The 21811-nt window shown below is 67.0% G+C and carries 23 protein-coding genes; 11 read left to right on the top strand and 12 right to left on the bottom strand.

Annotation, left to right across the window (positions count from 1 at the left end; genetic code table 11):
* Positions 1–26: 26 nt before the first annotated feature.
* Complete coding sequence (locus tag LWC34_RS14500) at positions 27–1295, bottom strand: MFS transporter (RefSeq protein WP_233725574.1); 1269 nt, start codon at positions 1293–1295, stop codon at positions 27–29.
* Entirely contained in the window at positions 1292–2374 is a 1083-nt protein-coding gene (locus tag LWC34_RS14495) for a PLP-dependent cysteine synthase family protein (protein ID WP_233726444.1), read from the bottom strand. The genes LWC34_RS14500 and LWC34_RS14495 overlap by 4 nt, the downstream gene beginning before the upstream one ends.
* Positions 2375–2722: 348 nt before the next feature.
* Between LWC34_RS14495 and LWC34_RS14490 the strand changes: the two genes are divergently transcribed.
* On the top strand, positions 2723–6574 hold the full coding sequence (locus LWC34_RS14490) for a WD40 repeat domain-containing protein (RefSeq protein ID WP_233725573.1): 3852 nt from the start codon (positions 2723–2725) through the stop codon (positions 6572–6574).
* Between the two features lie 65 nt (positions 6575–6639).
* On the opposite strand, the gene LWC34_RS14485 is transcribed toward LWC34_RS14490, so the two are convergent.
* Entirely contained in the window at positions 6640–8277 is a 1638-nt protein-coding gene (locus tag LWC34_RS14485) for a GMC family oxidoreductase (protein ID WP_233725572.1), read from the bottom strand.
* Positions 8278–8683: 406 nt separating this feature from the next.
* Here LWC34_RS14485 and LWC34_RS14480 point away from each other — a divergent pair, with 406 nt between their 5' ends.
* Positions 8684–10036, top strand: coding sequence for a hypothetical protein (locus LWC34_RS14480; protein WP_233725571.1), 1353 nt, complete (start codon positions 8684–8686; stop codon positions 10034–10036).
* A gap of 331 nt (positions 10037–10367) precedes the next feature.
* Positions 10368–11393: a coiled-coil domain-containing protein gene (locus LWC34_RS14475; RefSeq protein ID WP_233725570.1), complete on the top strand. Its 1026-nt coding sequence runs from the start codon at positions 10368–10370 to the stop codon at positions 11391–11393.
* 11 nt (positions 11394–11404) lie between these two features.
* Here LWC34_RS14475 and LWC34_RS14470 read toward each other — a convergent pair whose 3' ends face one another.
* Entirely contained in the window at positions 11405–11902 is a 498-nt protein-coding gene (locus tag LWC34_RS14470) for an MmyB family transcriptional regulator (RefSeq protein WP_372496493.1), read from the bottom strand.
* Between LWC34_RS14470 and LWC34_RS14465 the strand changes: the two genes are divergently transcribed.
* Positions 11829–12089, top strand: a complete 261-nt coding sequence (locus tag LWC34_RS14465) for a hypothetical protein (RefSeq protein ID WP_233725568.1) — start codon at positions 11829–11831, stop codon at positions 12087–12089. The two genes, LWC34_RS14470 and LWC34_RS14465, sit on opposite strands and share 74 nt — an antisense overlap.
* On the opposite strand, the gene LWC34_RS14460 is transcribed toward LWC34_RS14465, so the two are convergent.
* Positions 12073–12636, bottom strand: coding sequence for a TetR/AcrR family transcriptional regulator (locus tag LWC34_RS14460; RefSeq protein ID WP_233725567.1), 564 nt, complete (start codon positions 12634–12636; stop codon positions 12073–12075). The genes LWC34_RS14465 and LWC34_RS14460 overlap by 17 nt on opposite strands.
* A 65-nt stretch (positions 12637–12701) precedes the next feature.
* On the opposite strand from LWC34_RS14460, the gene LWC34_RS14455 reads away from it, so the two are divergent.
* Positions 12702–13196 (top strand): FBP domain-containing protein, encoded by a 495-nt coding sequence (locus LWC34_RS14455; protein WP_233725566.1) that lies wholly within the window; start codon positions 12702–12704, stop codon positions 13194–13196.
* Positions 13193–13648, top strand: a complete 456-nt coding sequence (locus LWC34_RS14450) for a GNAT family N-acetyltransferase (RefSeq protein WP_233725565.1) — start codon at positions 13193–13195, stop codon at positions 13646–13648. The genes LWC34_RS14455 and LWC34_RS14450 overlap by 4 nt, the downstream gene beginning before the upstream one ends.
* Here LWC34_RS14450 and LWC34_RS14445 read toward each other — a convergent pair.
* From LWC34_RS14445 to LWC34_RS14435, 3 genes are all read right to left on the bottom strand, one after another.
* Complete coding sequence (locus LWC34_RS14445; protein WP_233725564.1) at positions 13628–14491, bottom strand: YobF C-terminal domain-containing protein; 864 nt, start codon at positions 14489–14491, stop codon at positions 13628–13630. The genes LWC34_RS14450 and LWC34_RS14445 overlap by 21 nt on opposite strands.
* Entirely contained in the window at positions 14488–15267 is a 780-nt protein-coding gene (locus LWC34_RS14440) for a MerR family transcriptional regulator (protein WP_233725563.1), read from the bottom strand. Before LWC34_RS14440 ends, LWC34_RS14445 begins: the two co-directional genes overlap by 4 nt.
* Positions 15268–15359: 92 nt before the next feature.
* On the bottom strand, positions 15360–15650 hold the full coding sequence (locus LWC34_RS14435; RefSeq protein ID WP_308200038.1) for an early set domain-containing protein: 291 nt from the start codon (positions 15648–15650) through the stop codon (positions 15360–15362).
* A 118-nt stretch (positions 15651–15768) separates the two neighbouring features.
* Between LWC34_RS14435 and LWC34_RS14430 the strand changes: the two genes are divergently transcribed.
* The gene (locus tag LWC34_RS14430; RefSeq protein ID WP_233725562.1) at positions 15769–16386 is read left to right on the top strand and encodes a DsbA family oxidoreductase; all 618 of its coding nucleotides are present in this window, start codon (positions 15769–15771) and stop codon (positions 16384–16386) included.
* Between the two features lie 95 nt (positions 16387–16481).
* The gene (locus LWC34_RS14425) at positions 16482–17288 is read left to right on the top strand and encodes an alpha/beta hydrolase family protein (RefSeq protein ID WP_233725561.1); all 807 of its coding nucleotides are present in this window, start codon (positions 16482–16484) and stop codon (positions 17286–17288) included.
* On the opposite strand, the gene LWC34_RS14420 is transcribed toward LWC34_RS14425, so the two are convergent.
* The 3 genes from LWC34_RS14420 to LWC34_RS14410 are packed head-to-tail and all read right to left on the bottom strand — an operon-like array spanning position 17265 to position 19350.
* Positions 17265–18263 (bottom strand): TetR/AcrR family transcriptional regulator, encoded by a 999-nt coding sequence (locus tag LWC34_RS14420; protein ID WP_233725560.1) that lies wholly within the window; start codon positions 18261–18263, stop codon positions 17265–17267. The genes LWC34_RS14425 and LWC34_RS14420 overlap by 24 nt on opposite strands.
* A 17-nt stretch (positions 18264–18280) precedes the next feature.
* A complete protein-coding gene (locus LWC34_RS14415; protein WP_233725559.1) occupies positions 18281–18808 on the bottom strand; it encodes a GNAT family N-acetyltransferase in 528 nt (175 codons plus the stop codon).
* Positions 18809–18834: 26 nt separating this feature from the next.
* On the bottom strand, positions 18835–19350 hold the full coding sequence (locus LWC34_RS14410) for a nucleoside/nucleotide kinase family protein (protein WP_233725558.1): 516 nt from the start codon (positions 19348–19350) through the stop codon (positions 18835–18837).
* An 89-nt stretch (positions 19351–19439) separates the two neighbouring features.
* On the opposite strand from LWC34_RS14410, the gene LWC34_RS14405 reads away from it, so the two are divergent.
* From LWC34_RS14405 to LWC34_RS14395, 3 genes are all read left to right on the top strand, one after another.
* Positions 19440–19853 carry a VOC family protein gene (locus tag LWC34_RS14405; protein ID WP_233725557.1) on the top strand — a complete coding sequence of 138 codons (414 nt, stop codon included), beginning with the start codon at positions 19440–19442 and terminating at the stop codon, positions 19851–19853.
* A gap of 41 nt (positions 19854–19894) precedes the next feature.
* Positions 19895–20716, top strand: coding sequence for a pentapeptide repeat-containing protein (locus tag LWC34_RS14400; protein WP_233725556.1), 822 nt, complete (start codon positions 19895–19897; stop codon positions 20714–20716).
* Positions 20717–20788: 72 nt separating this feature from the next.
* Positions 20789–21298, top strand: coding sequence for a DUF3558 family protein (locus tag LWC34_RS14395; protein ID WP_233725555.1), 510 nt, complete (start codon positions 20789–20791; stop codon positions 21296–21298).
* Positions 21299–21311: 13 nt separating this feature from the next.
* On the opposite strand, the gene LWC34_RS14390 is transcribed toward LWC34_RS14395, so the two are convergent.
* Complete coding sequence (locus LWC34_RS14390) at positions 21312–21794, bottom strand: GyrI-like domain-containing protein (protein ID WP_233725554.1); 483 nt, start codon at positions 21792–21794, stop codon at positions 21312–21314.
* Positions 21795–21811 lie beyond the last annotated feature (17 nt).

Genomic DNA, 21811 nt, shown 5'->3' with positions numbered 1-21811 from the left:
GGACGGGGCTTTGAGACACGGCCTAGTCACGAGCGGTCCTGATCAGGAAACGCTGCCCTGACACGCAATACGCCGATCAGCACGGCGCAGGAAAGCCCATACCCGACAAGCAACGTCCACGGCAGCCACGGCATGTCCAGTCGGATACCGAGATCGGTGGCACAGCCGACAACGGTGTTGCCGATCGCGGCGGCCAACCCGCCGGCCATGGCATTGGCGCCGAGATACGTGCCGGTCAGTGCGCCACGTCCGAATGCGGGGGTGCGATCCAGGACGAACGGTTGCGCCACGGCGACGCCGAGCGTCAATACGATCGTTGCCAGTATCGCAGGGAAGATGGCCGGCAAGGAGCCCAGCACAGCCACGATCCCGTCGTCGTGCGTGCCCGCGGCGGTCGGTTGCAGGGAGCCGGTGATCGCGAGGGGGGCGAAGGCCAGACCGCACAGAGTCAGTCCGACGCCGATGGCCGTTGCCGGCTCCCAATGCCGTTGGCACCAGTCCGTGATACGAACCTGCAGGCAGAGGGTGACGAGAGTGGAGGCGATGAACAACACCGCCACCGCACTGTCCATTCCGGACACCCGGCTGACCTCGAGCGGCAGCGTCAGATAGAGCTGGTTGTACAGCACGAACAGGCCGGATGTGGCGCAGATGAACAGCAGGAAATGCCGATTGGCGCCCATTTCCCGCCAGTCCGCCAGCACCGACTGCGCCACTGGTCGAGGCGCACGAGCGGGCAACGTGAGCGCCTGAGCGATGGTCAACAGCGCGAAAACCGCCGCTGCCGTGGTTGCGACGACGCGGAATTCCACAGCGAGCAATATGCCGCCCAGCAGCGGGCCGAGCAGTGTTCCCGCCTCGCCGGCGACGTTGAACAACGCGAACGCCCGCAGTCGCTGGCTTCCGGATTCCACAGCCAGGTACGCCCGGGTGGCCGGGCTGAACACCGCACCCGCGACACCGGTCACGAGCGCCGCGGCCAACAGTCCCGGCACGTTGTCGAGGAACGCGAACGCCCCGAACCCCACCGCGCGAAGCGCGCATCCAGTGATGATCAGTGGCCGGCACCCGATGCGGTCCGCCGCCGACCCGCCGAACAAGGTGAGCCCCTGCTGGCTGAGGCAGCGTGCGCCGATGATCGCGCCGACGACGCCGGTGGCCAGGTGCAGGTTCTCGCGCAGATGCGTGGCCAGGTACGGGACCAACAGGTAGAACCCGAGATTGACGCCGAACTGGTTCAGCAGCAGCAACTGCACAGTGCGGGGCAATGACCGGGCAGCTCGGATTGTGCTCAACACCGCCTCGCCGTGCCGCGCTGTGCCGGGGTAAGCGGATCCACCACACGCCGGCAGCGCGTCCACAAGGTGACCTCGTGCGCCCACGGTTCTGGGATCTCGTCCGGTTCGGCGGCCGGTGGCACGTCGAGCAGCCCGTGCCGCCGGCAATATTCGTCGCTGTAGATGGTGTCGAAATATCGCAGCGGGCCGTCCGGGAAGATGGCCGCCACGCGCAGCTCTGGCGGCTGTGTCCGAGCGATCCAGCCGGCCACGAGAGCCACCGCGCCCACACTCCAGCCGCCGCAGGCGTATCGAGCCGCTGCCAACCGCCGGCAGGACCACACCGCTTCAGCCGGCGCCACCCAATGCACCTCGTCGAAACCGGCGTAGTCGACGTTGCCCGGGTAAATACTCGACCCGAGACCGCGCATCAAGCGCGGCCGGGCGGGCTGGCCGAAGATCGTGGACCCCACCGAGTCCACACCGACCAGCCGCAGATGCGGGAAGTACGTCCGCAGCACGCCGGCGACACCGGCCGAATGGCCGCCCGTACCCACCGAGCACACCAGCACGTCGACGCGGCCGAGCTGAGTCGCCAACTCCACCGCCAGGGTCACGTAGCCCGCGGCGTGATCCGGATTGTGGTACTGATCAGGGTGGTAGGCGTCCACACACGCGGCCAGCAGTTCCCGCACCCGATCACGCCTGGCCTGCTGCCATCCCCCGACTGGGCACGGCTCGCGGACCACATCCACCCGGGCACCCCGCGCTTCGAGCATGCGCCAGACAATCGGCTCCGTACCGGAATCCGTCACGACAGTCACCGGGTGACCGAACACAATTCCAGCCAGCGCCAAGCCCAAACCAAAAGTACCGCTGCTCGACTCGACGATCATCGCGCCTGGCTTGAGCTCACCGCGCTCCCGCGCGCACGCGACCATATACAAAGCGGGTCGATCCTTCATACCGCCGGGGTTAATCCCCTCCAGCTTCGCCCAAAATCCTCGGCCTGCCGGCGCGAACGGTCCGCTTATCCACTGCGCAGGCGTATTTCCCACGAGCGAAGCGAGATTCGTGCGTGTGCCCGGTGCGGCCATGTTCGACACCGGTAGGCACCTGAGCAGTGGGTTCAAGGTCTCGATCCCTGCCAGGTGGCCATGCTCGAAGCGCTCCGCTGTCGAACCAGATTGTTCTTTCGGAGCCGGATTTCGCGTTGCCTGCTGGATAAGCACACCCATGACTGTCCAATTGTGGACACTGTCCTAAACATTGCATGCCTCCGCAAGAACACAGGTCTACGCTCCCATGGCGAGCCATTTCGGTCCCCATCAAGGTAGGACCACACGCTGAATAAGCTCGCTTTGTCGCAGAGTTTTTCGCGAACGCGGTGATGGTGGGGAGGGGGTTTCCGTATCCCTACCTGATGACGCTGAGGGATACAGGCCGTGAACAGGGAGAACGATCCACAGGAGGCGCAGGGTTTCGCGGCGGAGTTGCGTCGCCTGCGCCTCGCACGACGGTTGTCGCTGACCCAGCTGTCCGGGTTGACCCATTACAGCAGGGGCTACTTGAGCAACGTCGAGAACAGTCACAAACCGGCGACGGCGGAGCTGGCCCGCAGGCTGGATGAGGTGTTGCAGGCCGGAGGGGCACTGGCAAGCCTCGTGGCACCGGCCCCGGATGCCCTGCCGTGCCCGTATCGAGGGCTGGCGGCGTTCGGCCCCACCGACGCTCGATGGTTCTTCGGCCGGGAACGCAGCACGGCTGCCTTGATCAGCCGGGTGGCCGAGTCCGTGGATCGTGACCTGCCGCTGGTGGTGTTCGGCGCTTCGGGAGCGGGCAAGTCGTCGTTGTTGTCCGCGGGACTGGTTCCCTCCCTGGCCGCGGGCGCCCTGCCCGCGGCGGGTTCGGCCGGCTGGCCGGTGCTCATGATGACGCCGACAACGCATCCCGTCGACGCGCTGGCCGAGAGCGCGGCCAAGTTGTTGGGGACATCCCCTGAGAACTTCCGTGACGGGATCCGCGCTGGGCGGTGGGGCGATGCGCTGCGAACCGCACTCGGCCATGGCGATGGTCGGCTCGTGCTGGTTGTCGATCAGTTCGAGGAGGTCTTCACGGTCTGCGAGGACGACAGCGAACGCCGAGCGTTCATCGGGGCGCTGTGTGAGGCGTCCCGTCCCGGCGAGGGCGGTCAGGGTGCGGCCGCGCTGGTGGTGCTCGGCGTTCGCGCTGATTTCTACGGTCGCTGCCTGGCCTATCCCGAGCTGTTCGGCGTGGTTCAGGACAACCAGTTCGCCGTGGGAGCGATGAGCCGTGACGAGCTCGTCGAGGCGATTGTCGGTCCGGCGCGGGTCGGCAAGCTCGACCTCGAACCCGGCCTGGTCGAGGTGCTACTGCGCGATCTGGGTATCGACCACGGTGCCGACCACAACCACACCGCCTACGAGCCGCGCGTCCTGCCGTTGTTGTCCCATGCGCTGCTGGCAACATGGCAGCAGCGGCAGGGCACCCGCCTGACCGTGGCCGGCTACCAGCTCACCGGCGGTATCCACGGCGCGGTTGCCGCTACCGCCGAACGCGTCCACACCAGCCTGGACATCACCGCCCAACAGGAAGCCCGCCGCCTGCTGCTGCGTCTGGTGCGAGTCGGCGAGGACAGTGAGGACAGCAGCCAGCGCGCCGAACGTGACCGGGTGACAAGCCAGTCAGCCGATCGGGCCGCGTTCGCCGTCGCCCTCGAAGCACTCGTCGCGGCCAGGTTGCTCACCCTGGACCGTGACTGCGTGGAGATCACCCACGAGGCCCTGTTGCGAGCCTGGCCGAGACTGCGCGGCTGGATCGACACCAACCGGGCATGGCTGCTGATTCGCCAACAGCTCACTGAGGCCGCCGAGTCCTGGGGCCGCGAAGGCCGACACCCAGCCGCCCTCTATCGCGGTCCTCGCCTCGCGACCGCGCGCGACTGGGTCGATCGAGCCGGCTCCGGCTCCGGCCTGACCCCACTGGCCCATGAGTTCCTCGCAGCCTCAGTCCAACTCGAGCACGACGAACAGCGGGCCGCTCGCCGCCGCACCCGCCGGCTGCACCAACTCGTCGTCGGCCTCACCGTCCTGTTCCTTTTCGCGACCGCGGCGACCGTGTACGCGGTACAGGCGACGAAAACCGCCATCGAGCAACGGAATCTGGCGATCTCCCGCAAGGTGGCCAGTGAGGCCACCGGTCTTGGCGTCGCCGATCCGTCTTTGTCGGGGCAACTCAGCCTCGCCGCCTATCGCCTCATGCCCACCGTGGAGACCAGGAGCAGTCTGTTGAGTTCCTGGGCTACGCCGTATTCGACTGTCGTTACGCGCGGCGCGAATCTCACGAAAACACTCGCCCTCAGCCCGGACAGTCGAACACTCACCACCACGACTCGAAGTGGCTTCACCCTGTGGGACGTCACCGATCCGTGGCATCCACGAGGCCTGGCCACGGTGACAGGGCATTCCCGCGACGTCGTCTCGGCGGCGTTCAGCCCGGATGGACGTCTTCTGGCCACGGACGGCGTGGACGGGTCAGTTGAGCTGTGGGATGTGGTGAACCGGACCGAACCGCGCGCGCTGGGCACTGTTCCCGGCCACACGGGGCTCAGGGAGTCCACGGGGGCATCGGTGGCCTTCGCTCCAGCCGGACCGGTCCTGGCGACAGTAGGCCAAGACCGCACAGTCCGCCTGTGGGATGTCGCTGAGCCGAAGCAGCCGAAGGCGTTGGGCAAGACGGCCGAGCATCCCGATGCCGTGCGCGAGGTCATGTTCAGTCCGCAAGGCCTCATGCTGGCCTCTGTTGGCGGGGATGGGACAGTGCGGCTGTGGGACGTGACGCAGCCGTCCTCCCCTCGGACTCTCGGACCTCTTCTGGAGCCTGCGGGACTCACAGCCCGGTTCAGTCAGGACGGACGCCTGTTGGTCACCGCGGGCAGGGGCCAGACGATCCAACTGTGGGACGTGACGCAGCCACGCCAGGCCCGCATGGTCGCCACCCTGCCGGAATACGGAGACCGGATCCGTACCCTGGCGCTGAGCGGGGACGGACGCATGCTCGCCACGGCGGGCGACGACCGCACGGTCAAACTGTGGGACGTGACCGACCCACACCAACCCAGTGCTCTTGCCGAACTGACCGGCCACACCGAGGCGGTCACATCGCTGGTGTTCGGCCGTGACGGACATAGCTTGATCACAGCCAGCGCTGACGACACTGTCCGGCTGTGGGAGGTCACCGGTCCAGTCCTCGCCGACCACGCGGGAGCCGTCTATGCCGTCGCGTTCAGCCCGAACGGCCGGATTCTCGGCACCACGAGTGACGATCGCACCCTACGTCTACGGGATGTCTCGGATCCGCGCCGACCGACCCTGCTCGCCGCGACGCCGACCGGCCACACCGGTACCGTCCGCTCATTGGCGTTCAGTCCTGACGGTCATCTGCTGGCAACCGCGAGCTGGGACAAGACTGCTCGTCTGTGGGACCTGACCGATCCGCACCAGCCGAGTCTGCTGGCGACCGTGCCGGGCCACGACGCGAAGATCCGCTGGGTGGTGTTCAGCCCGAACGGCCGGGTTCTGGCCACGGCGAGCGACGACCGCACCGTCCGGCTCTGGGACGTCACGAATCCACGTGTGCCCACGCTGCTGAGTACGTTGACAGGGCACAGCGAAACCGTCCGAGTGGTGGCCTTCAGTCCTGACGGTCGTTCGCTGGCAACCGCGAGCTGGGACAAAACCTCTCGGCTGTGGAACGTCACGAACCCTCGGGAACCCGCGCCCCTCGGAACGATCAGCGGCTATGACCAACCGGTCCGGTCGATCGTGTTCGGGCCGAACGGGAATGTCGTCGTCACGACGACCTGGGATGGCGTGATCCGGCTCTGGGACATCACCGACTCACAGCGACCCCGCCTTGTCGCACCCCTGACCGGGCATGGTGGCATGGTCTTCAGCGCGGTCTTCAGCCCTGACGGCCGCACCCTTGCCACCACCGGCATCGATGGCACTGTCCGGTTGTGGGACGTCACCGACCCGCGGCGACCCAACGCGTCGGCCGTCCTGCTGACCAAGCACCCCGCAGCGGTCTTCGCCGCGGCGTTCAGCCCTGACGGCCACACCCTCGCCACAGCCGCTCATGACCACACAACCCGCATCTGGGAGACCGACGCCAACCGAGTGGCCACCCGCATCTGCGACATCGACCAAAACACGCTCTCCGAAGAGGAATGGAAACGCTATTTCACCGAGACCCGCTACAACCCGCCCTGTTCGTAGGTGCAGACACGCGGTGTGGCCGCGGTGGATGTCGAGCAGTTCGGCGAGTTGGTGCTGGGTGAGCGTCAGGTATGACCCAGAATGATCCGCCCGCACCGGTCGCCGATCATCATCGACGGGGCATTGGTGTTGCCGGACGTGATGGTGGGCATGATCGCGGCGCTGGCCAGGCGCAATCCGTCGATGCCGTGCACTCGCAGTTCGGGATCGACGACAGCGTTCTCGTCAACGCCCATCCGGCAGGTGCCGACCGGGTGGAAGTTGGACACGGAATTGGCGCGCATCGTGGCGATCAGCTGCTTCTTGGTCTTGACGTCCGTGCCGGGAACGGCGCCGTCGTCGATGAGCAGGTCCCGCAACCCCTTCGCGTTGATCAGCTCCCGGCCCAGCTCGAAGCCTGCGAGAGACGTCTCGACATCTTCTCGGGCCTGCAGGAAATTCGGCTGGACGATCGGCGGGTCGTCCGGATCGGCCGAGCGCAGCTTGACGTACCCGCGGCTGATTGGGTGCAGGTTTGCCACCCCGATCGGCATCGAGTGGGGCGGATAAGGGCCATACTCGTCACGTTCGTAGTAGACCTGGAACTGGTACGCCGGTGTCCCGGGCACCCGGCCCGTGCCGGTGAAGAGGGTGACGTCCATCGTGGTGATGTGGGACGGCGGCTCGGGGCTGCGGAGTGTCTTGGACACCACGGAGATCAAGTGATCCTGCAGGTTCGCTCCGACGCCTGGCAGGTTGACCACGACGGGGATGCCGAGGCGTGCCAGATCGGCGGCGTTACCGACGCCCGAGAGTTGGAGCAGCCGAGCGGTGTTGACCGAACCCGCGCTGAGGATGACCTCCCGGTCGGCCTGGACCGTGAACTGGTGACCACCACCCGCGTCGATGACGACGCCGTCAATGGTGTTTCTGCGGTCGAAGGTCAGCCGCAGGACACGCGCCTGGGTCATGATCGTCAGGCGCGGATCGGTGAGGTGCGGGGTCAGCATCGAGGTGAACGTGTCCTGCCGGATCTCGTTCACCACGTTGAGTTGCGTGTACGCGACGCCGAACTGAGTGGCGCCGTTGTAGTCGGGGTTGAACCGGTAACCGAGGTCGACGGCGGCGTTGACGGTGGCTTGGGACAACGCGTTTCGTCTCGTCAGCTCGTTGGACGGGGTGATCGGCCCGGTCAGCGCGTGCAGTGAGGGCCGCACACCCGCGTAGTTCCAACCGTGCGCGCCCAGAGCGGCCCAGTGGTCGTAGTCAGCCGGATTTCCCCGGACCCACACCATCCCGTTCACCGAACTGCTGCCGCCCTCGAGCTTGCCGCAGGCGTAGGACTGCGTCGCGTCGTTGAGTCCGGGCTGTGGCTCGGACTGGAAGGGCCAGATGACCGTCGAGCCAGGCGCGGTCAGCGTGCCTGACTTCGTGAAGTCCCGTACCTGCGGCAGGTTGTTCGTGCCACCGGCCTCGATCAGCGGCACGCTCGCGCGTGAGTCCGCCAGCAGCCGGGCGGCCAGCGTGCATCCGGCCGAGCCCGCACCGATGATCACATAGTCGTAGCGGCGAGTCGCCGCGGTGGCTGTGGTCGAGGCGAGTGCGAACGAAGCCGCCGACACACCGAACAATCTGAGCAGCTGCCGCCGGGTGAGGCTGCCGTCGCGCACCCGGCGGGAAAGTTCGTCCGGATCTTGCCAGGCGGTCCGATCTGAGTTGGACATGAATGGCTGCCCTTTCGATCATGTGATCGACAGCGATGCTAAGGGCGGCGGGACACCCAGCCGAGACGATCGACAGGGATTGGCGTGTTCCGGCCGTGACGGAGATAACCTGGTCAAGCTTGACCACTTGGCGCCACGTGACACTTTCCGCCTCGTCTGGCCCCTGTGCTCGTGTTCCGAGCATGCTGCAGTTAACGAGCATGCTGCAGTTAAGCGGTGGCGTGTCGAATGATGTCTCAGTCCTCCCGGTGAATAGGGCCAACCCCTTCCAGGGCAACAAAAACCAGCGGTCAGCCGCTACGGGCACGGCCAGGGGAAGACCGCTGCGTTTCCCACACCTGTGGTGGCTGCTCACAGACCGTCAAGGTGTCCGGATCACACGTTTCCTGTGAGGAGGAGGGATAACGTGAGGAAACATCAACGATGGGGAGCGGCGGCGCTTTTTCCTCGACGTCGCGTATGGGGACTGTGGGCCTTCGGTATCGGGGCCGCAGCAATGATGGCGGCAGGGTTGGTTGTCGCTGCCACCCCGATCGCCGATCTGGGCACTCTGCCCGGCGGCCGTTCCAGTGCCGCTGTCGGGATCAACGACGACGGCACGGTCATCAGCCAGGCGCCCTCTGTTCTCTACTCCAGCCACGCGGTGCGGTGGGACCGAGCGGGTGGGCTCACCGATCTGGGCGGCCTGCCCGGAGGCGGCGAGAGCGACGCTGTCGCGATCAATGACAACGGCGTAGTCGTCGGCCAAGCGTCCACGGCCAGCGGCGAACAGCACGCGGTGCGGTGGGATCCGACGGGCGCGATCACCGATCTGGGTACCCTTCCCGGCGGCCGTTCCAGTGCCGCTGTCGCGATCAATGACAACGGCGTGATCATCGGCCAAGCGTCCACGGCCAGCGGCCAGCAGCACGCAGCGCAGTGGGACCCAGCGGGCGGAATCGCTGACCTGGGCACCCTGCCCTGCCACACCGATAGCACTGCCGTCGGGATCAACGCCGACGGCGTGATCATCGGTACGGCGTCCACGTCGAGCGGCCAGCAGCACGCGGTGCGGTGGGACCCAGCGGGCGGAATCACCGATCTGGGCACACTGCCCGCGCACACCGACAGCACTGCCGTCGCAATCAACGCCCACGGCACGATCATCGGTACGGCGTCCGTGGCCAAAGTCGAGCCCCGTGCGGTGCGGTGGGATCCGACGGGCGGGATCATCGACCTGGGCGGCCTGCCTGGCGGCCGCTACAGCTATGGTGCCGGCATCAATGACGACGGCGTGATCATCGGCACGGCGCACACGGCCAGCGGCCAGCAGCACGCCGTGCGGTGGGACCGGGCAGGCCGGATCGTCGACCTGGGCACCCTGCCCGGCGGCCGCTACCCCAACAGCGCTGCCCGCGAGATCAACACCGACGGCGTGATCATCGGCTGGGTGGCCGAGGCCACTGGCGAGTCCCGCGCGGTGCGGTGGGACGATGCGGGCCGCATCACCAACCTGGGCACCCTCAGCGGCGGCGACAGCTACGCTCTCGCGATCAATGACGACGGCGTGATCATCGGCTACGCGTCCATGAAAAGCGGCTATACCCGTGCGGTGCGGTGGGACCCAGCGGGCCGGATCACCGATCTGGGCACACTGCCCGCGCACACCGACAGCACTGCCGTCGCAATCAACGCCCACGGCACGATCATCGGCACGGCGTCCACGTCGAGCGGCCATCTCCGCGCGGAGCGGAAGCGCAATTCACCTATGCACCAGTAGGTAGCCGGATCTCGCCGAGATCAGCGCTGTGTGAGGGGCTGTGCACAACCACTGACATTTCAGCTGCCCCTCCCAACTGCAGGTGCAATTTCGTCACGGTGACGATCTCCTAGTTCTCTGTGACGCGCCACCAACGTGCCCCCAGGTCAGCGCCTGGCATTTTGCCTGCGCGTCGCAACAGATATCGCGTGTGTCCCTGACCTCGCCGCCCGACCCTAGAACACCGTGATAACGGCAATTATCACTGAACCAATCATTATCACTAGTTACGCGTATTCAACACGCGTTACGAGTAACGCGTACGCGTAAGCGACTGAGATATGCTGGTCGGGTGAAAGAAGAGGCGGCCGAGACCGCGACATGCGCCCTGGACGGATGTGACAACCCCTTGCCTCCACCGGCGCGCGACGAGCGGGGACGGCTCAAAGGCGGAAAGCCTGTGCGCTACTGCGGCAAAACCCACGCCGATGAAGCCTCCCGACGCCGCCGGGCACTGGAATCGGTGAGCGTGGCCGAACCGGTGGCGGTGCTGCGGGAACTGGGTGGGCAGACCCGCGAGGCGTTGGACGCGGCACTGCGAGAACTGGCCGAGGTCCGGCGGCGCTGGGATGAGCTCGACGCGGGCGCGGTGGCACGTTCGGCCCAGGACAAAGCCGAGACCGCCGAGGCCCTGCTGAACGTTGAGCTGGCGCGCCGGGAACTGGACGATGCTGTGCGGGTTCGTGCGGAGGCGCTGTCGTCCGCGGCCAAGGACCAGCAGCGCCGCAAAGCCGCCGAAGAAGCCGCCGAACACGCGATCCACGAAGCCGAACAGGTCAAGAAAGCCGCCTGGGCCCAGAGCGCCGAGCACGAACGCGCCCGCGGCCAGGCCGAAACCCGCGCCACGCTGGCTGAACAAGCCCAGCTGGACGCGGTCACCCGCATGGAAACCACCCGCCGCGAATTGCGGGAGTTGACCGAAGCGCACCAGAACACTCAGCAGGCACTGGCATTGGCGCTCACGTCCGCCGAGCGCGCGGAGGCGGCGAAAACCCTGGCCGAGGCCAAGATCGCGAGTGCTGAGGAACGTGCCCGGCTAGCCGGTGAGGCCGCGTGCCTTGCCGAGCTCACCGCACAGCGACACCTGGAAGACCTCGCCCACGCGCGTAAGGAAACCGAGGCCGCCCGCAACGCCCAAGCCAGCTCAGCGGCCGAATCAGCCCAGGCACTCGCCCGCTACAACACCGCGGCACAGCAACTGGCCGCGCACGAAGTCAGCATCCGCGAACTGACCCGGCAGCTGACCGAAGCCCGCGAACGCGAACGCCTGCTCCTGCAGAACGTAGTCACGCAGACCCAGCCACTCGAGAACGGCTGACGACACCCCTGCTACCGCAGGACCTCGTCGCGCGCAGCCACCAGAGCCAGCCGGTCGAGGGCGTCGGATGTTGGCTCGTCCGCGGGCAGGTACACGATCAGCCGCTGCTCATCGGCATCCGGCAATGTCAATGTCTCGAACGCCAGCCGCAGCCGCCCCGCGTCCGGGTAGTGCCACTGCTCTACGCCGGTGCGGCTGGCGAGCTTCGCCGAGGATTCGAAGCGACTGGAAAACTCCGTACCGCCCGCGACCCTCAACTCCTCGGCCATGAACGCCGCATACCCATCCCCCAGTGACGCGGCGGCCCGTAGCTCTGCCGCCCATTCGTCAGCCACCCGATCCCAGTCAGGGAACACCACGCGCGCCTGCGGCGAGGTGAACACGAACCACGCCATGTTCTGCGGGACCGTGTCGAACAGTCGCCCATAGGTCGAGGTGTTCGCGGAGTGGCGCGGGTGGACGGCGTTCGCGTGCGTGCAGGTGCAGTACAACCTGGTGCATCCGATCATCGGTGCGACCAGTGCCGCACAGGTGAAAGACAACCTCGGCGCGAGCGGGGTTGTCCTGAGCGACGACCAGATGCGGCGCCTGGAGACGGCCACCGGTTTCACGAAGGGCTATCCGCACGACTTCATCGCTGAATGCGACGACCACCCGGACGTCTACGGCACGAAACGGGTCACGGCCACGAGTTGAGCAGCGCGTGCAGCGCGTCCAGCGTGCGTGACCAGGACGCGTCCACCGCCCTGGGGGTGTGGTTGAACGCGCCCGCGGTCTCCAAACTGACATAGCCGTGCAACGTGCTGTGCAGCATGCGGATCGCGTCGGTCTGGTCAGGTTCGCTCAGTCCGTAGCCACGCAGGATCGCACGGGTCATCTCGGAGTGCTTACGCGCCGCGCTGGCGTGCAGTGCCTCGGGGCGTAGCCGCATCTGCGCGGCGGCGTACCGGCCGGGATGCGCGGTGGCGTAGTCACGGTAGGCGTTGGCGAACGCCACCAGCGCGTCTTTGCCTGAGCGCCCGGCCAACGCGTCCGCCGCGCGGTCGGCCAGCTCGGCCAATGCCAGCATGGCGACGCGTTCACGCAGGTCCAGGGCGTTACGCACGTGCGAGTAGAGGCTCGCGTCCTTGACGCCGAACCGGCGGGCGAGCGCGGAGACGGTCACGTTGTCGAACCCGACCTCGTCGGCCAGCTCCGCGGCCGCCTCGACCAGGCGCTGCGTGGTCAGTCCTGCACGTGCCATACACCACTCGTCCTAGAAGCCTTAATCATTTGCCTAGTATCTCTAGGCATCTTACCGTCGATGCCATGAAACCCGTCACCGAGAGCGAGATCCGCGCGTCGTTCGTCAACTGCACAAAGGGTGAGGCCAAGCGGATGGCCGTGCCCCGTGACCTGGCCGGCAAGCCATGGGACGACCTGGACTTCTTCGGCTGGCAGGACCCCGCGTCGCCCGAACGCGCCTACCTGGTGGCCCGGGAGGGCGACGGGCTGGTCGGGATCGCGCTGCGCCGGGCGGCGCCGTCGGCCGTGCAGGCTCGTCGCACGATGTGTTCGCTGTGCCTGACCACGCACGCGGGCGGTGGCGTGGCGCTGATGACCGCGCGCAAAGCGGGCAAGAGCGGCCAGAACGGCAACTCGGTCGGCGCGTACATGTGCACCGACCTGGCGTGTTCGCTGTACATGCGGGGCAAGAAGGACGCGGGTCCCGGCGCCCGGCTGCACGAGTCGCTGAGCTTGGATGCCCAGGTTGAGCGGACCATAGCCAACCTGTCGGGGTTCCTGGCTAAGGTGCGGGCATGACCGAGATCCGGCTCGCGGCTGACGCTGACCTGCCCGTCGTCGCCCGCTTACGGTGGCAATGGGTCTGCGAGAACGGCAACGCCGGGGACACATCGGCGGAGGAGTTCGTCGGCCCGTTCACCGAATGGGCTCGACACAACGCCGAGACGCACCGATGTCTCGTCGCCGTCGACGCGGGCGAGGTGATCGGCATGGCGTGGCTCGCGATCGCGCCGCGCGTGCCCACCCCGCGGGCGTTGACCCGCGAAACCGGGGATGTGCAGTGCGTGTACGTCCTGCCGCGGCACCGCGACCGTGGCATTGGCAACGACCTGGTCGGCGGGTTGCTGCAGTTGGCCCGCGAGCTTGGGTTGATGCGCGTGACCGTGTATTCCGACTCGCGGGCCGTGCCGGTGTACGTGCGGCACGGGTTCGTGACGTCCGATCAGTTGCTAGTGATCGACACGCACTAGGAAAACGTAGTGAGCCTGCAGGGTTTCGCGCAGGTGGTTATACGTCGGCGCGAGGCGGCGAAGACCGTCCGCGAATCCCGGCGAGCCGGTGACCAGCGGATGCTGCAGGCTACCGACCAATCGTGCCTGCTCGTCCATGACCTCGGCGGCGTCGATCAACCCCAGCATCCGCAAGCACGTCGACGCGTCGGCCAGTCTGCGCGCGCCGAGCCGGATCCCGAACACCGCCAGCACATCACGCGCCTCCGGCTCGAGTGTCTGTGAGGCCATCGTCTCAACAGCTTCTGTGGCGCCTTCGAGCCAGCGGATCGCCTGTGGCAGCGACGTCCGCAGAGCGTCCACTTCGGACACAACCCGGTCGCGCACGAATCCCGTCCGCAACACGAACGGCTCATCGCAGTACGTGACCGCGTTGCCTTCCCACGCCACGACGAACTCCGACACAGGCAGCGTGGCATACGGATGGCCATGCGGGTCGTGCAGCACCACCACGTCATCGCGGACCTCAAGCAGCAGCACGTAATGGTCCCCGCCACCCGCGGTCTGATACGACAAGGACTCCATATCCAAGGGCCCGATCATGACCGGCCCGCTCACCGCACGCAGCCGGGCGACCGGGTCTCCCCCGCTTTCCCGGCGGCACGACCAGCCCAGCAGCGACAGCGCCGCGTCCACGCCGATCTGCGGATCCCACCCGCACGGGTCGAAATAAGGCTGGGTTCGGTCGATCTGGGCCCCGAACGGCGAGCCGGTCAACGTCTCGAACACCGCGGGCGTGACACCGGTAAGCATTGCCACGCAATGGGTGTAGCAGTACGGGCCAGAGCCGATATAGCTGGTCACGCGATCGGCTCCTGCAGCTCGGTCACCCACTGGCCGCGGTCCTCAGGGCACGCGAGCGACAACTCCCGTGGCAGGCCGGTCGAGCGGTATCCGTTGGCGTCGATCCACCGTGCCAACGCCTGCGCGGTCGGCAACACGTCGTCCATGCTGCCGCGGTGCACGACTGTCGCCGCCCGCGGCACCGCGGGCACGTCGACCATGCCGGGAACCTCGGTAGCGACCGGGAAACCAACGTGCGCGGTGATGCTGCCGTCGGGTTCTTGGCAGTAGCGCGCGAGGCCCGGGCCAGTGGGCGTGATCTGGTCGCACAGTTGCTGGAACAAGGGTCCGACAACCGGCCCGATGTCTTGGGGGTCGAAGCTTGGAGCGGTCGCGGAGCGGGTTGCCAGGCGCATCGCGGGCAGGGATTTGATGACGATCTCGTCGGCCATGCCGTCCTCGGTTTCGATACTGCGGAGCCTCGCCTTGACCCTGGCCAGCCGTGCCGCCGCCTCCTCGACGACGCTGTGCAGCTCGATGCGGCGCAGCCGCAGCATTCCGCGCAACTGCTCGACACTGACCTGCTCGTCCAGGATGGTCCCGACCTGGTGCAGGCTGAAGCCGAGATCTTTCAGCGCGATGATCCGGTTGAGCCGGGTGAGCTGCTCGGCGGTGTAGTAGCGGTAGTTGCTCGACTGGTCGACGTGGGCAGGCCGCAGCAGCCCGATGGCGTCGTAGTGACGCAGCATGCGGACCGATACCCGGCCGTGCTTGGCGAAATCTCCAATGCTGAACATGACATCTCCCAGTACAGGCCCTCACACCGTGGGAGAGTCAAACAAAACCGGCCGCGCCGGTTATCTCGGCGCGGCCGGCTGGCGGGAAAGGGTCAGCTCGCGGAGAGCTCTGCGATGACCACGCTGTCGTCGCCCTCGCCTGCCACATCGGGGTCGTTGAACCAGCGGCCGCCGTGGCCGAGATAGCGGAACTTGGTCTCGGTGCCGGACTGCGCCGTCCACGACACCGAGCGGGTTCCGTTGGACCGCTTGCCCAGCACGTGCATGCCGGGTGTCCAGTCGTTGAAGCAGCCCACGACACTCACTGGGCCGTCGTGCACGTCCGCGGGCAGGACCCACGTGACGGTCACCATGCCATTCTTCTGCCGACGCTTCTTAATCACGCCTTCAGCGAAGCAGACGGCCGGTTTGCTCGATCGGGTTACCCGCCTGCTTACGCTGGGTCCTTACCCCGCAAGTGCGTACTCGCCCCACACACGGGCATTTCGTAAACTTGCGAACGTGCGTGTGGAGATCTGGAGCGACGTCATCTGTCCGTGGTGCTACATCGGCAAAGCACGCTTCGAGCAGGCGCTGGCCGAGTTCGAGCACCGGGACGAGGTCGAGGTGGTCTACCGGTCGTTCGAGCTGGATCCGAGCCACGCCGGGGTGCAGCCGGTGCAGGACATGCTCGTCGAGCGGTACGGCCCGCAGGCCTCCGGGATGGAGGACCAGGTCGCCGCGCTGGCCAAGGGCGAAGGCCTCGGATATCGCACGGACCGCGAGGTCGGCAACACGTTCGACCTGCATCGCGTGCTGCATGTGGCCAGGGCCAAGGGGCTGGAGCACGAGATGGTGTCGGCGTTGTTCGAGGCGAACTTCGCGCAGGCCCGGCCGATCTTCACCGATGACACGGTCGTCGATGTCGCGGTCGAGGTCGGCCTGGACAAGGCGGACGTGCTGCGCGTGCTGGCGGACAAGACCGTCTACGCCGACGATGTGCGTGCCGAGGAGCGAGAGGCCGCGCAGCTCGGCGCCCGGGGCGTGCCGTTCTTCGTGCTGGACCGCAAGGTCGGTGTGTCGGGCGGGCAGCCGACCGAGGTGTTCGCGCGGGCGTTGCGCCAAGCGTGGGATGCCTGACTGCGGACCGTGACCACCGCCTGAAGGCGCGTGATCAAGTTCCCTGACGGGCGAACAGCGTGGTGCCCGTTGCCGAAGCGGGCACACTCGCACCTATGCCCGACCTGAGCTATGACGTCACCGCGCCCCTCAACCTCACACTCGACCGGATCTCGGAACGCGCCGGGGTGACGATCTCGCGCTGCGAGTTCGACAACGCCGAGGGCGACCGGGTCGTGGGTTATCTCGTCGAACCGGCGGGCACGCCGAGGGCAGGCGTGGTCTACATCCACACGACCAGCTTCAAAGAGGGGTTCCTGCCGGAGGCGATCCAGTTCGCCGAGGCCGGCGGGATCGCGTTGTGCCTGGGATTCCACTACATCGACGACCAGGTCGCCTCGATCCGCCAGACCGTGCAGTCGATCCGGCGCGGCGCGGATCTGCTGCTGCGGCGCACGGACGCGATCGCGGTGGTCGGGCACAGCGGCGGGGCGCTGATGACCTCGGTCGTGGCCGGGATCGACCACCGGTTCCGGTGCTTCGTTCTTGAGGTTCCGATGGCTGGGCTGACGCATCACTGGCGTAACACCAGCCACCCGAACATCGTGCGGATGCGCGCGGGCCTGCCGCCGGAGCTGTTCGAGTCCACTTTGGAGGCGATGGCGCCCTACGATGCCGAGCATTTCATCGGCGACGCCCAGGCGCCTTTGTTGTTCCAATTCGCGCGCTTCGACATCGGGGTGACGGTCGCGGAGTCGGAGGAGTTCTACGCGATGGCACCGGAGCCGAAAGAGCAGCATTGGTACGACTCCGGGCACGTGATCAACGACGTCGCCGCGTACGCCGACCGCGCGCGGTTTCTGGCCAAGCACCTGGATCTGCCTGGCTTGCCAGACGCGCTAGCGCGGCGCCTTCAGGCCTGACGCGGCATGGCAGGCACCGAATCCCTCGGCGCGCAGCACGACTGTGCCGGACTCGACGCGTAGGGCGACCTCGGTGGTGTCGGTGACGGTGTCGATGCCCGCGGCTGTGGTGAAGGTGCTGGTGTCATCCAGCACGATCGTCAGCCGCGGCCACGCGTCGGCCGGGAAGGCGTGCTGCAGCAACCCGGTGAACTCGGTGACTATCAAGCGTGCCAACGGGATCAGCTCGCCTGGGTCGGCGGTGACGATCACCAGGGTGACCTCGGCGCCAAGCCGCAGCGCCTCCTCGACACCGGAGAGCCGGTGCATGCCCAGGATCGCCACGACCCCGTCGCCGGTCAGTTCCCACGGCGCGTCCGGGGTCTGGATGTTCGGGGCGGTCGTGGGTGTCAGCCATGCGTCGTCGAAGGGCGCGTCAGCCAGTTCCTCGCACGCGGTGACCACGGTGAATGGCTCGCCGAAGCCGGGTGCGGCGGCGGCGAGCTGGCTGGCGCCGTGCAGGGTCGTGAGCACGGTCTGCGCGAGCCGCACCTGGCGGCCGCCGGGCCGCAGGTTCTCCAGCGCCAAGCCAAGCTGGATCGCGGCAAGCCACATCAGCTGGGCGAACGGTTTACGGGTGCGCTGTTCAGCAATGATCTCCGGGATCAGATCGACACCGAGCCTGGCCTCGTCGGTGCTCAACGGCAGCCTGGTGACCCACGCACGGGCCAGGCGACCCAGCGCCTCGCGTGGCGTGCTGGCGGTGCCGGGGTGCGGCGGGTCGGCCTGCTGTGCGGCGGCGTCGGCGAGCACGGCGAAGTAGAGGGCGCGTTTGCCGGGAAAGTTGGAGTAGACCGCGCCCCGGGTCAGCTCGGCCCGGTTGGCGATCTCGTCGATCTTGGCATCCCGGAACCCGCGTTCGGCGAACTCGTCGCGCGCCGCGGCGAGCACTTTGGCGCGAGTCCGTTCCTGCGCCTCAGCACGCGTCAACCTCATAGCCCCACGATATCGAGTCAGCGGGGTTGTGCTGGCGGGTCGTCACCTGTGCCGATCGTGCGCTGGGCCCAGGCAACGTCGTGCCATGCGTCGAATTTCCATCCGATCTGGCGATAGGTGCCGACGGGTTGGAAGCCCATCGCCTTGTGCAGCCCGACGCTCGCGTCGTTAGGCAACGTCATCCCGGCGGCGGCCATCCGGTAGCCGCGTTGCGCGAGACGGTCCAGCAACGCGGTGTACAGCGCGCGTCCGCCGCCGGTACGCCGTCGGCCCAGTTCGAGGTACACGCTTACCTCGCATGACCACCGGTAGGCCTCGCGTTCTTTGAACGGCCCGCCGTAGGCGTAGCCGATGACGCGCTCGTCGTCTTCCAGCACGAGCCACGCATGGGTCTTGCTGGCCGTGGCGATACGGACGGCCATCTGCGCAGGCGTCGGCGGGTCGCTTTCGAACGTGATCGCGGTGTCCAGGACGTAGGGCGCGTAAATCTCCGCGCAGGCTTCGGCGTCCAGTTCGGTGGCGTCACGGACCTTCATGGATGACATCGTTCACACCACGTGTGACCCACGTGTTACAGCCACTTGGCACAGATGTCTTCAGCGATCTGCTCGACGGTCAACCCGTCGGTGAGGATCCGGACCGTCTCCTCGGGAGCCTGCGCGTCCAGGCGCCGCGCCATCTTCGCGCTGCGCTCGATGTGCCAGTCGAGTTCCGAGCCGATCTCCCGCCCCGTCAACCGTTCCCGCACGGTTTCCTCGCTGGCAGTGAGCAGCACGCACATCACGCGCGTCTCGGGCTCGCCCATCGCGCGCACGATCATCGGGGCTTCCAGGATGCTGACCGTGTTGGTGTAGATCAGCCGCGTCTGGCCCACTGCCGCGTAGTTCGCCCAGACCGCGGCGATGTTGCGTTCGGTGATCGCGGAGCGGTGTGGGTCGCCGGGTGGGGCTGGGTGGATCTGGTCCATCGTGTCGCCCTCGATGAAGCAGTGCGGCACGTCCCGCTGTTTGAGCAGGGCCGCGACCTCCCACCCCACGCTGGACTTTCCGACTCCCGATGGCCCGCCGATCAGCAGCACGTCGTACACCGGTCGCACTGTGTCAGTTGATCATGCCGGAAGCATCCGATTTTCTTTGAGGTCACGAGCTGACCTGAATTGCCGAGAGGCTGTGCCGCATGACCACAGAGGTGACGCCGTACTTCGGCTATCGCGACGGACAAGCGGCCATCGAGTTTCTGACCAAGGCCTTCGGGTTCGAGACCACGATGAAGTTCGACGACGAGAAGGGTGGCGTCGCGCACGCCGAACTGCGCCTCGGGGACGCGGTGATCATAGTGTTCAACGACTACGACGGGTACGAGCGGGCCCCGCGCAAGGGCGACACCAGCGGGCAGGGCGTGTACCTGGTCGTGGACAGCAAGCAGACCGTTGACCGGCTGCACCAGCAGGCCACGGCCCTTGGCGCGGTGACCATCTGGGAGCCGGTGCAGGCGGAGTACAACTACCGCTTCCGGGTGCAGGACCCTGAGGGCTTCGAGTGGTCGTTCGGCATTCACCGTCCCGGCGAGCCACAGGATGACTGGAGCTAGCTAACCTTTCGGGCACAAGACGCCGAAGATGAAGGAGTCCAGTGCCCGAAGGCCTCGTCGCCAACTGTTCCAGCTGCTTCGGGCTGTGCTGTGTGGCATTGCCGTTCGCGGCCTCGGCGGACTTCGCGATCAGCAAGGACGGCGGGCAGCCGTGCCCCAACCTGCTCGCGGACTTCCGGTGCGGGATCCACACCACGCTGCGTGAGCGGGGTTTTCCGGGCTGCACGGTGTTCGACTGTTTCGGCGCGGGCCAGAAGGTCTCGCAGGTGACCTTCGCCGGTCACGACTGGCGGTCCGTGCCGGGCAGTGCCAAGCAGATGTTCCAGGTGTTCCCGGTGATGCGGCAGCTGCACGAGCTGCTGTGGTACTTGACCGAGGCGCTGGCCTTGGACGCCGCGCAGCCGGTGCGTGAACGGATCGCCGCGTTGATCGAGGAGACCGAGAAGATCACCTTCGCCGCGGCTGAGGCGATCATCGAGCTGGACGTGCCCGCGCACCGCGGGAAGGTCAACGCGGTGCTGCTGCGGGTCAGCGAGCTGGTCCGAGCGGGAACAGGCGGCCGCAACCGGCGCGGCGCCGATCTGATCGGCGCCAAGCTGCGTAACGCGAACCTGCGGGGCGCGAGCTTGCGGGGCGCGTTGCTGATCGGCGCCGATCTTCGGGGTGCTGACCTGCGGCTGGCGGATCTGATCGGCGCGGACCTGCGGGATGCCGATCTGACCGGCGCGGATCTGACGGGCAGCATTTTCCTGACCCAGTCGCAGGTCAACGCGGCCCGTGGCGACGCGTCGACCACGCTGCCGCCCGCGTTGACGCGCCCGGCGCACTGGAAACGGGCGCCGAGCGGCAAACGTCGGCGGTGATCGTGTTGACCTTGCGTGCAGAATGGTCTGGACAACACGGCATCCCTGCACCCCTGCACGCAAGGACGACTGGTGATCACACGACTCGCGGCGGCCACTGCCGCCCTACTGCTGGCGGCTGGTTGTAGCGGCGACCCGGCTCCCGAAACGCCGCCTGCCCCCGAGGCGCCTCCTGCCAACTCGGTCCAGGTGGCGACGGATCCGTGCACGTTGCTGACCAATGAGGAAGCCAGCGCGCACGTCGGCGCCCCGGTCACCGGCGTACCGGACGACTTGCCGAACGTCGGCCGTGGCTGCCGGTGGGAAGCGCCGGGCGGCGCGGCGTATCTCAGCGTCATCCTCAACACGCCCGCGTTCCCCGATGTCACGACCACCTCGCAGCGCAGCGTGGACATCGCGGGCAAGAAGGCCTCGGTGATGGCCGACGACGGCCTTTACTGCTTGGTGTACGTCAACGGCGGCACGCCGTGGCTGCAGTTCGGCAGCCAGAGCGCGCAGACCGGCCGTGAGGTGGCGAAGACCTTCGAGTGTGACCGGTCGATGCGGCTGGTCTCGAAGGTCATCGCCAACCTGAAGTGGTAGGCCGGGTGGCCGGTTAATCGGCCAGCCGGATGGCCAGTTCGGTTTCCCACTTGGTCATGTCGGGCTCGACGGTGGGGTTGGTCTTGAGAATCTCCAACCGGCAACCCCACCGCTGGCCGGTGTTGTCCAAGGTCAGGCCCTGTTCGGCGGCCCAGTTCACAAGCTGGCCGGTGATGTCGGCCAGCTGGTCAGGATGACCGATGTGCGTGTAGCTGACGTAGCGTCCGGCTGGTAGCACGTCGGTGAACTGGTCGCCCTGGATGTCCACGGCGGCGGTGATCGGGATGCCTGCCTCGACTTCCAGTTCGTGGTCCATGTCGATCTGGGTGTAGCGGAAGAACGGCGCTCCGGCGATCTGGCTGCCCTGCTGGATCAGCGAGCCGATCAGCTCCGGTATCCGGTCGGCGATCTTGGCGAAGGTGTCCATGGTGACGGTGCCGCGCACGCCGATGTACGGCTGCTCGGCCCGCTGGACGATGTCAGGTTTGATGCTCACGTCTCCTGGGACGAACC

This window comes from Kibdelosporangium philippinense (assembly GCF_021390435.2).
In the GTDB taxonomy this organism is placed as follows: domain Bacteria; phylum Actinomycetota; class Actinomycetes; order Mycobacteriales; family Pseudonocardiaceae; genus Kibdelosporangium; species Kibdelosporangium philippinense.
This window is presented reverse-complemented; position numbering and strand designations above follow the sequence as displayed.

What these genes read in the sequence shown, in the direction of transcription:
- LWC34_RS14460 (WP_233725567.1), bottom strand. Translation starts at nt 12,636, where the DNA reads ATGGCACGTGCAGGACTGACCACGCAGCGCCTGGTCGAGGCGGCCGCG.
- LWC34_RS14420 (WP_233725560.1), bottom strand. Translation starts at nt 18,263, where the DNA reads ATGAGGTTGACGCGTGCTGAGGCGCAGGAACGGACTCGCGCCAAAGTG.
- LWC34_RS14415 (WP_233725559.1), bottom strand. Translation starts at nt 18,808, where the DNA reads ATGTCATCCATGAAGGTCCGTGACGCCACCGAACTGGACGCCGAAGCC.
- LWC34_RS14455 (WP_233725566.1), top strand. Translation starts at nt 12,702, where the DNA reads ATGAAACCCGTCACCGAGAGCGAGATCCGCGCGTCGTTCGTCAACTGC.
- LWC34_RS14485 (WP_233725572.1), bottom strand. Translation starts at nt 8,277, where the DNA reads ATGTCCAACTCAGATCGGACCGCCTGGCAAGATCCGGACGAACTTTCC.
- LWC34_RS14440 (WP_233725563.1), bottom strand. Translation starts at nt 15,267, where the DNA reads ATGTTCAGCATTGGAGATTTCGCCAAGCACGGCCGGGTATCGGTCCGC.
- LWC34_RS14495 (WP_233726444.1), bottom strand. Translation starts at nt 2,374, where the DNA reads ATGGCCGCACCGGGCACACGCACGAATCTCGCTTCGCTCGTGGGAAAT.
- LWC34_RS14405 (WP_233725557.1), top strand. Translation starts at nt 19,440, where the DNA reads ATGACCACAGAGGTGACGCCGTACTTCGGCTATCGCGACGGACAAGCG.
- LWC34_RS14470 (WP_372496493.1), bottom strand. Translation starts at nt 11,902, where the DNA reads ATGATCGGATGCACCAGGTTGTACTGCACCTGCACGCACGCGAACGCC.
- LWC34_RS14450 (WP_233725565.1), top strand. Translation starts at nt 13,193, where the DNA reads ATGACCGAGATCCGGCTCGCGGCTGACGCTGACCTGCCCGTCGTCGCC.
- LWC34_RS14425 (WP_233725561.1), top strand. Translation starts at nt 16,482, where the DNA reads ATGCCCGACCTGAGCTATGACGTCACCGCGCCCCTCAACCTCACACTC.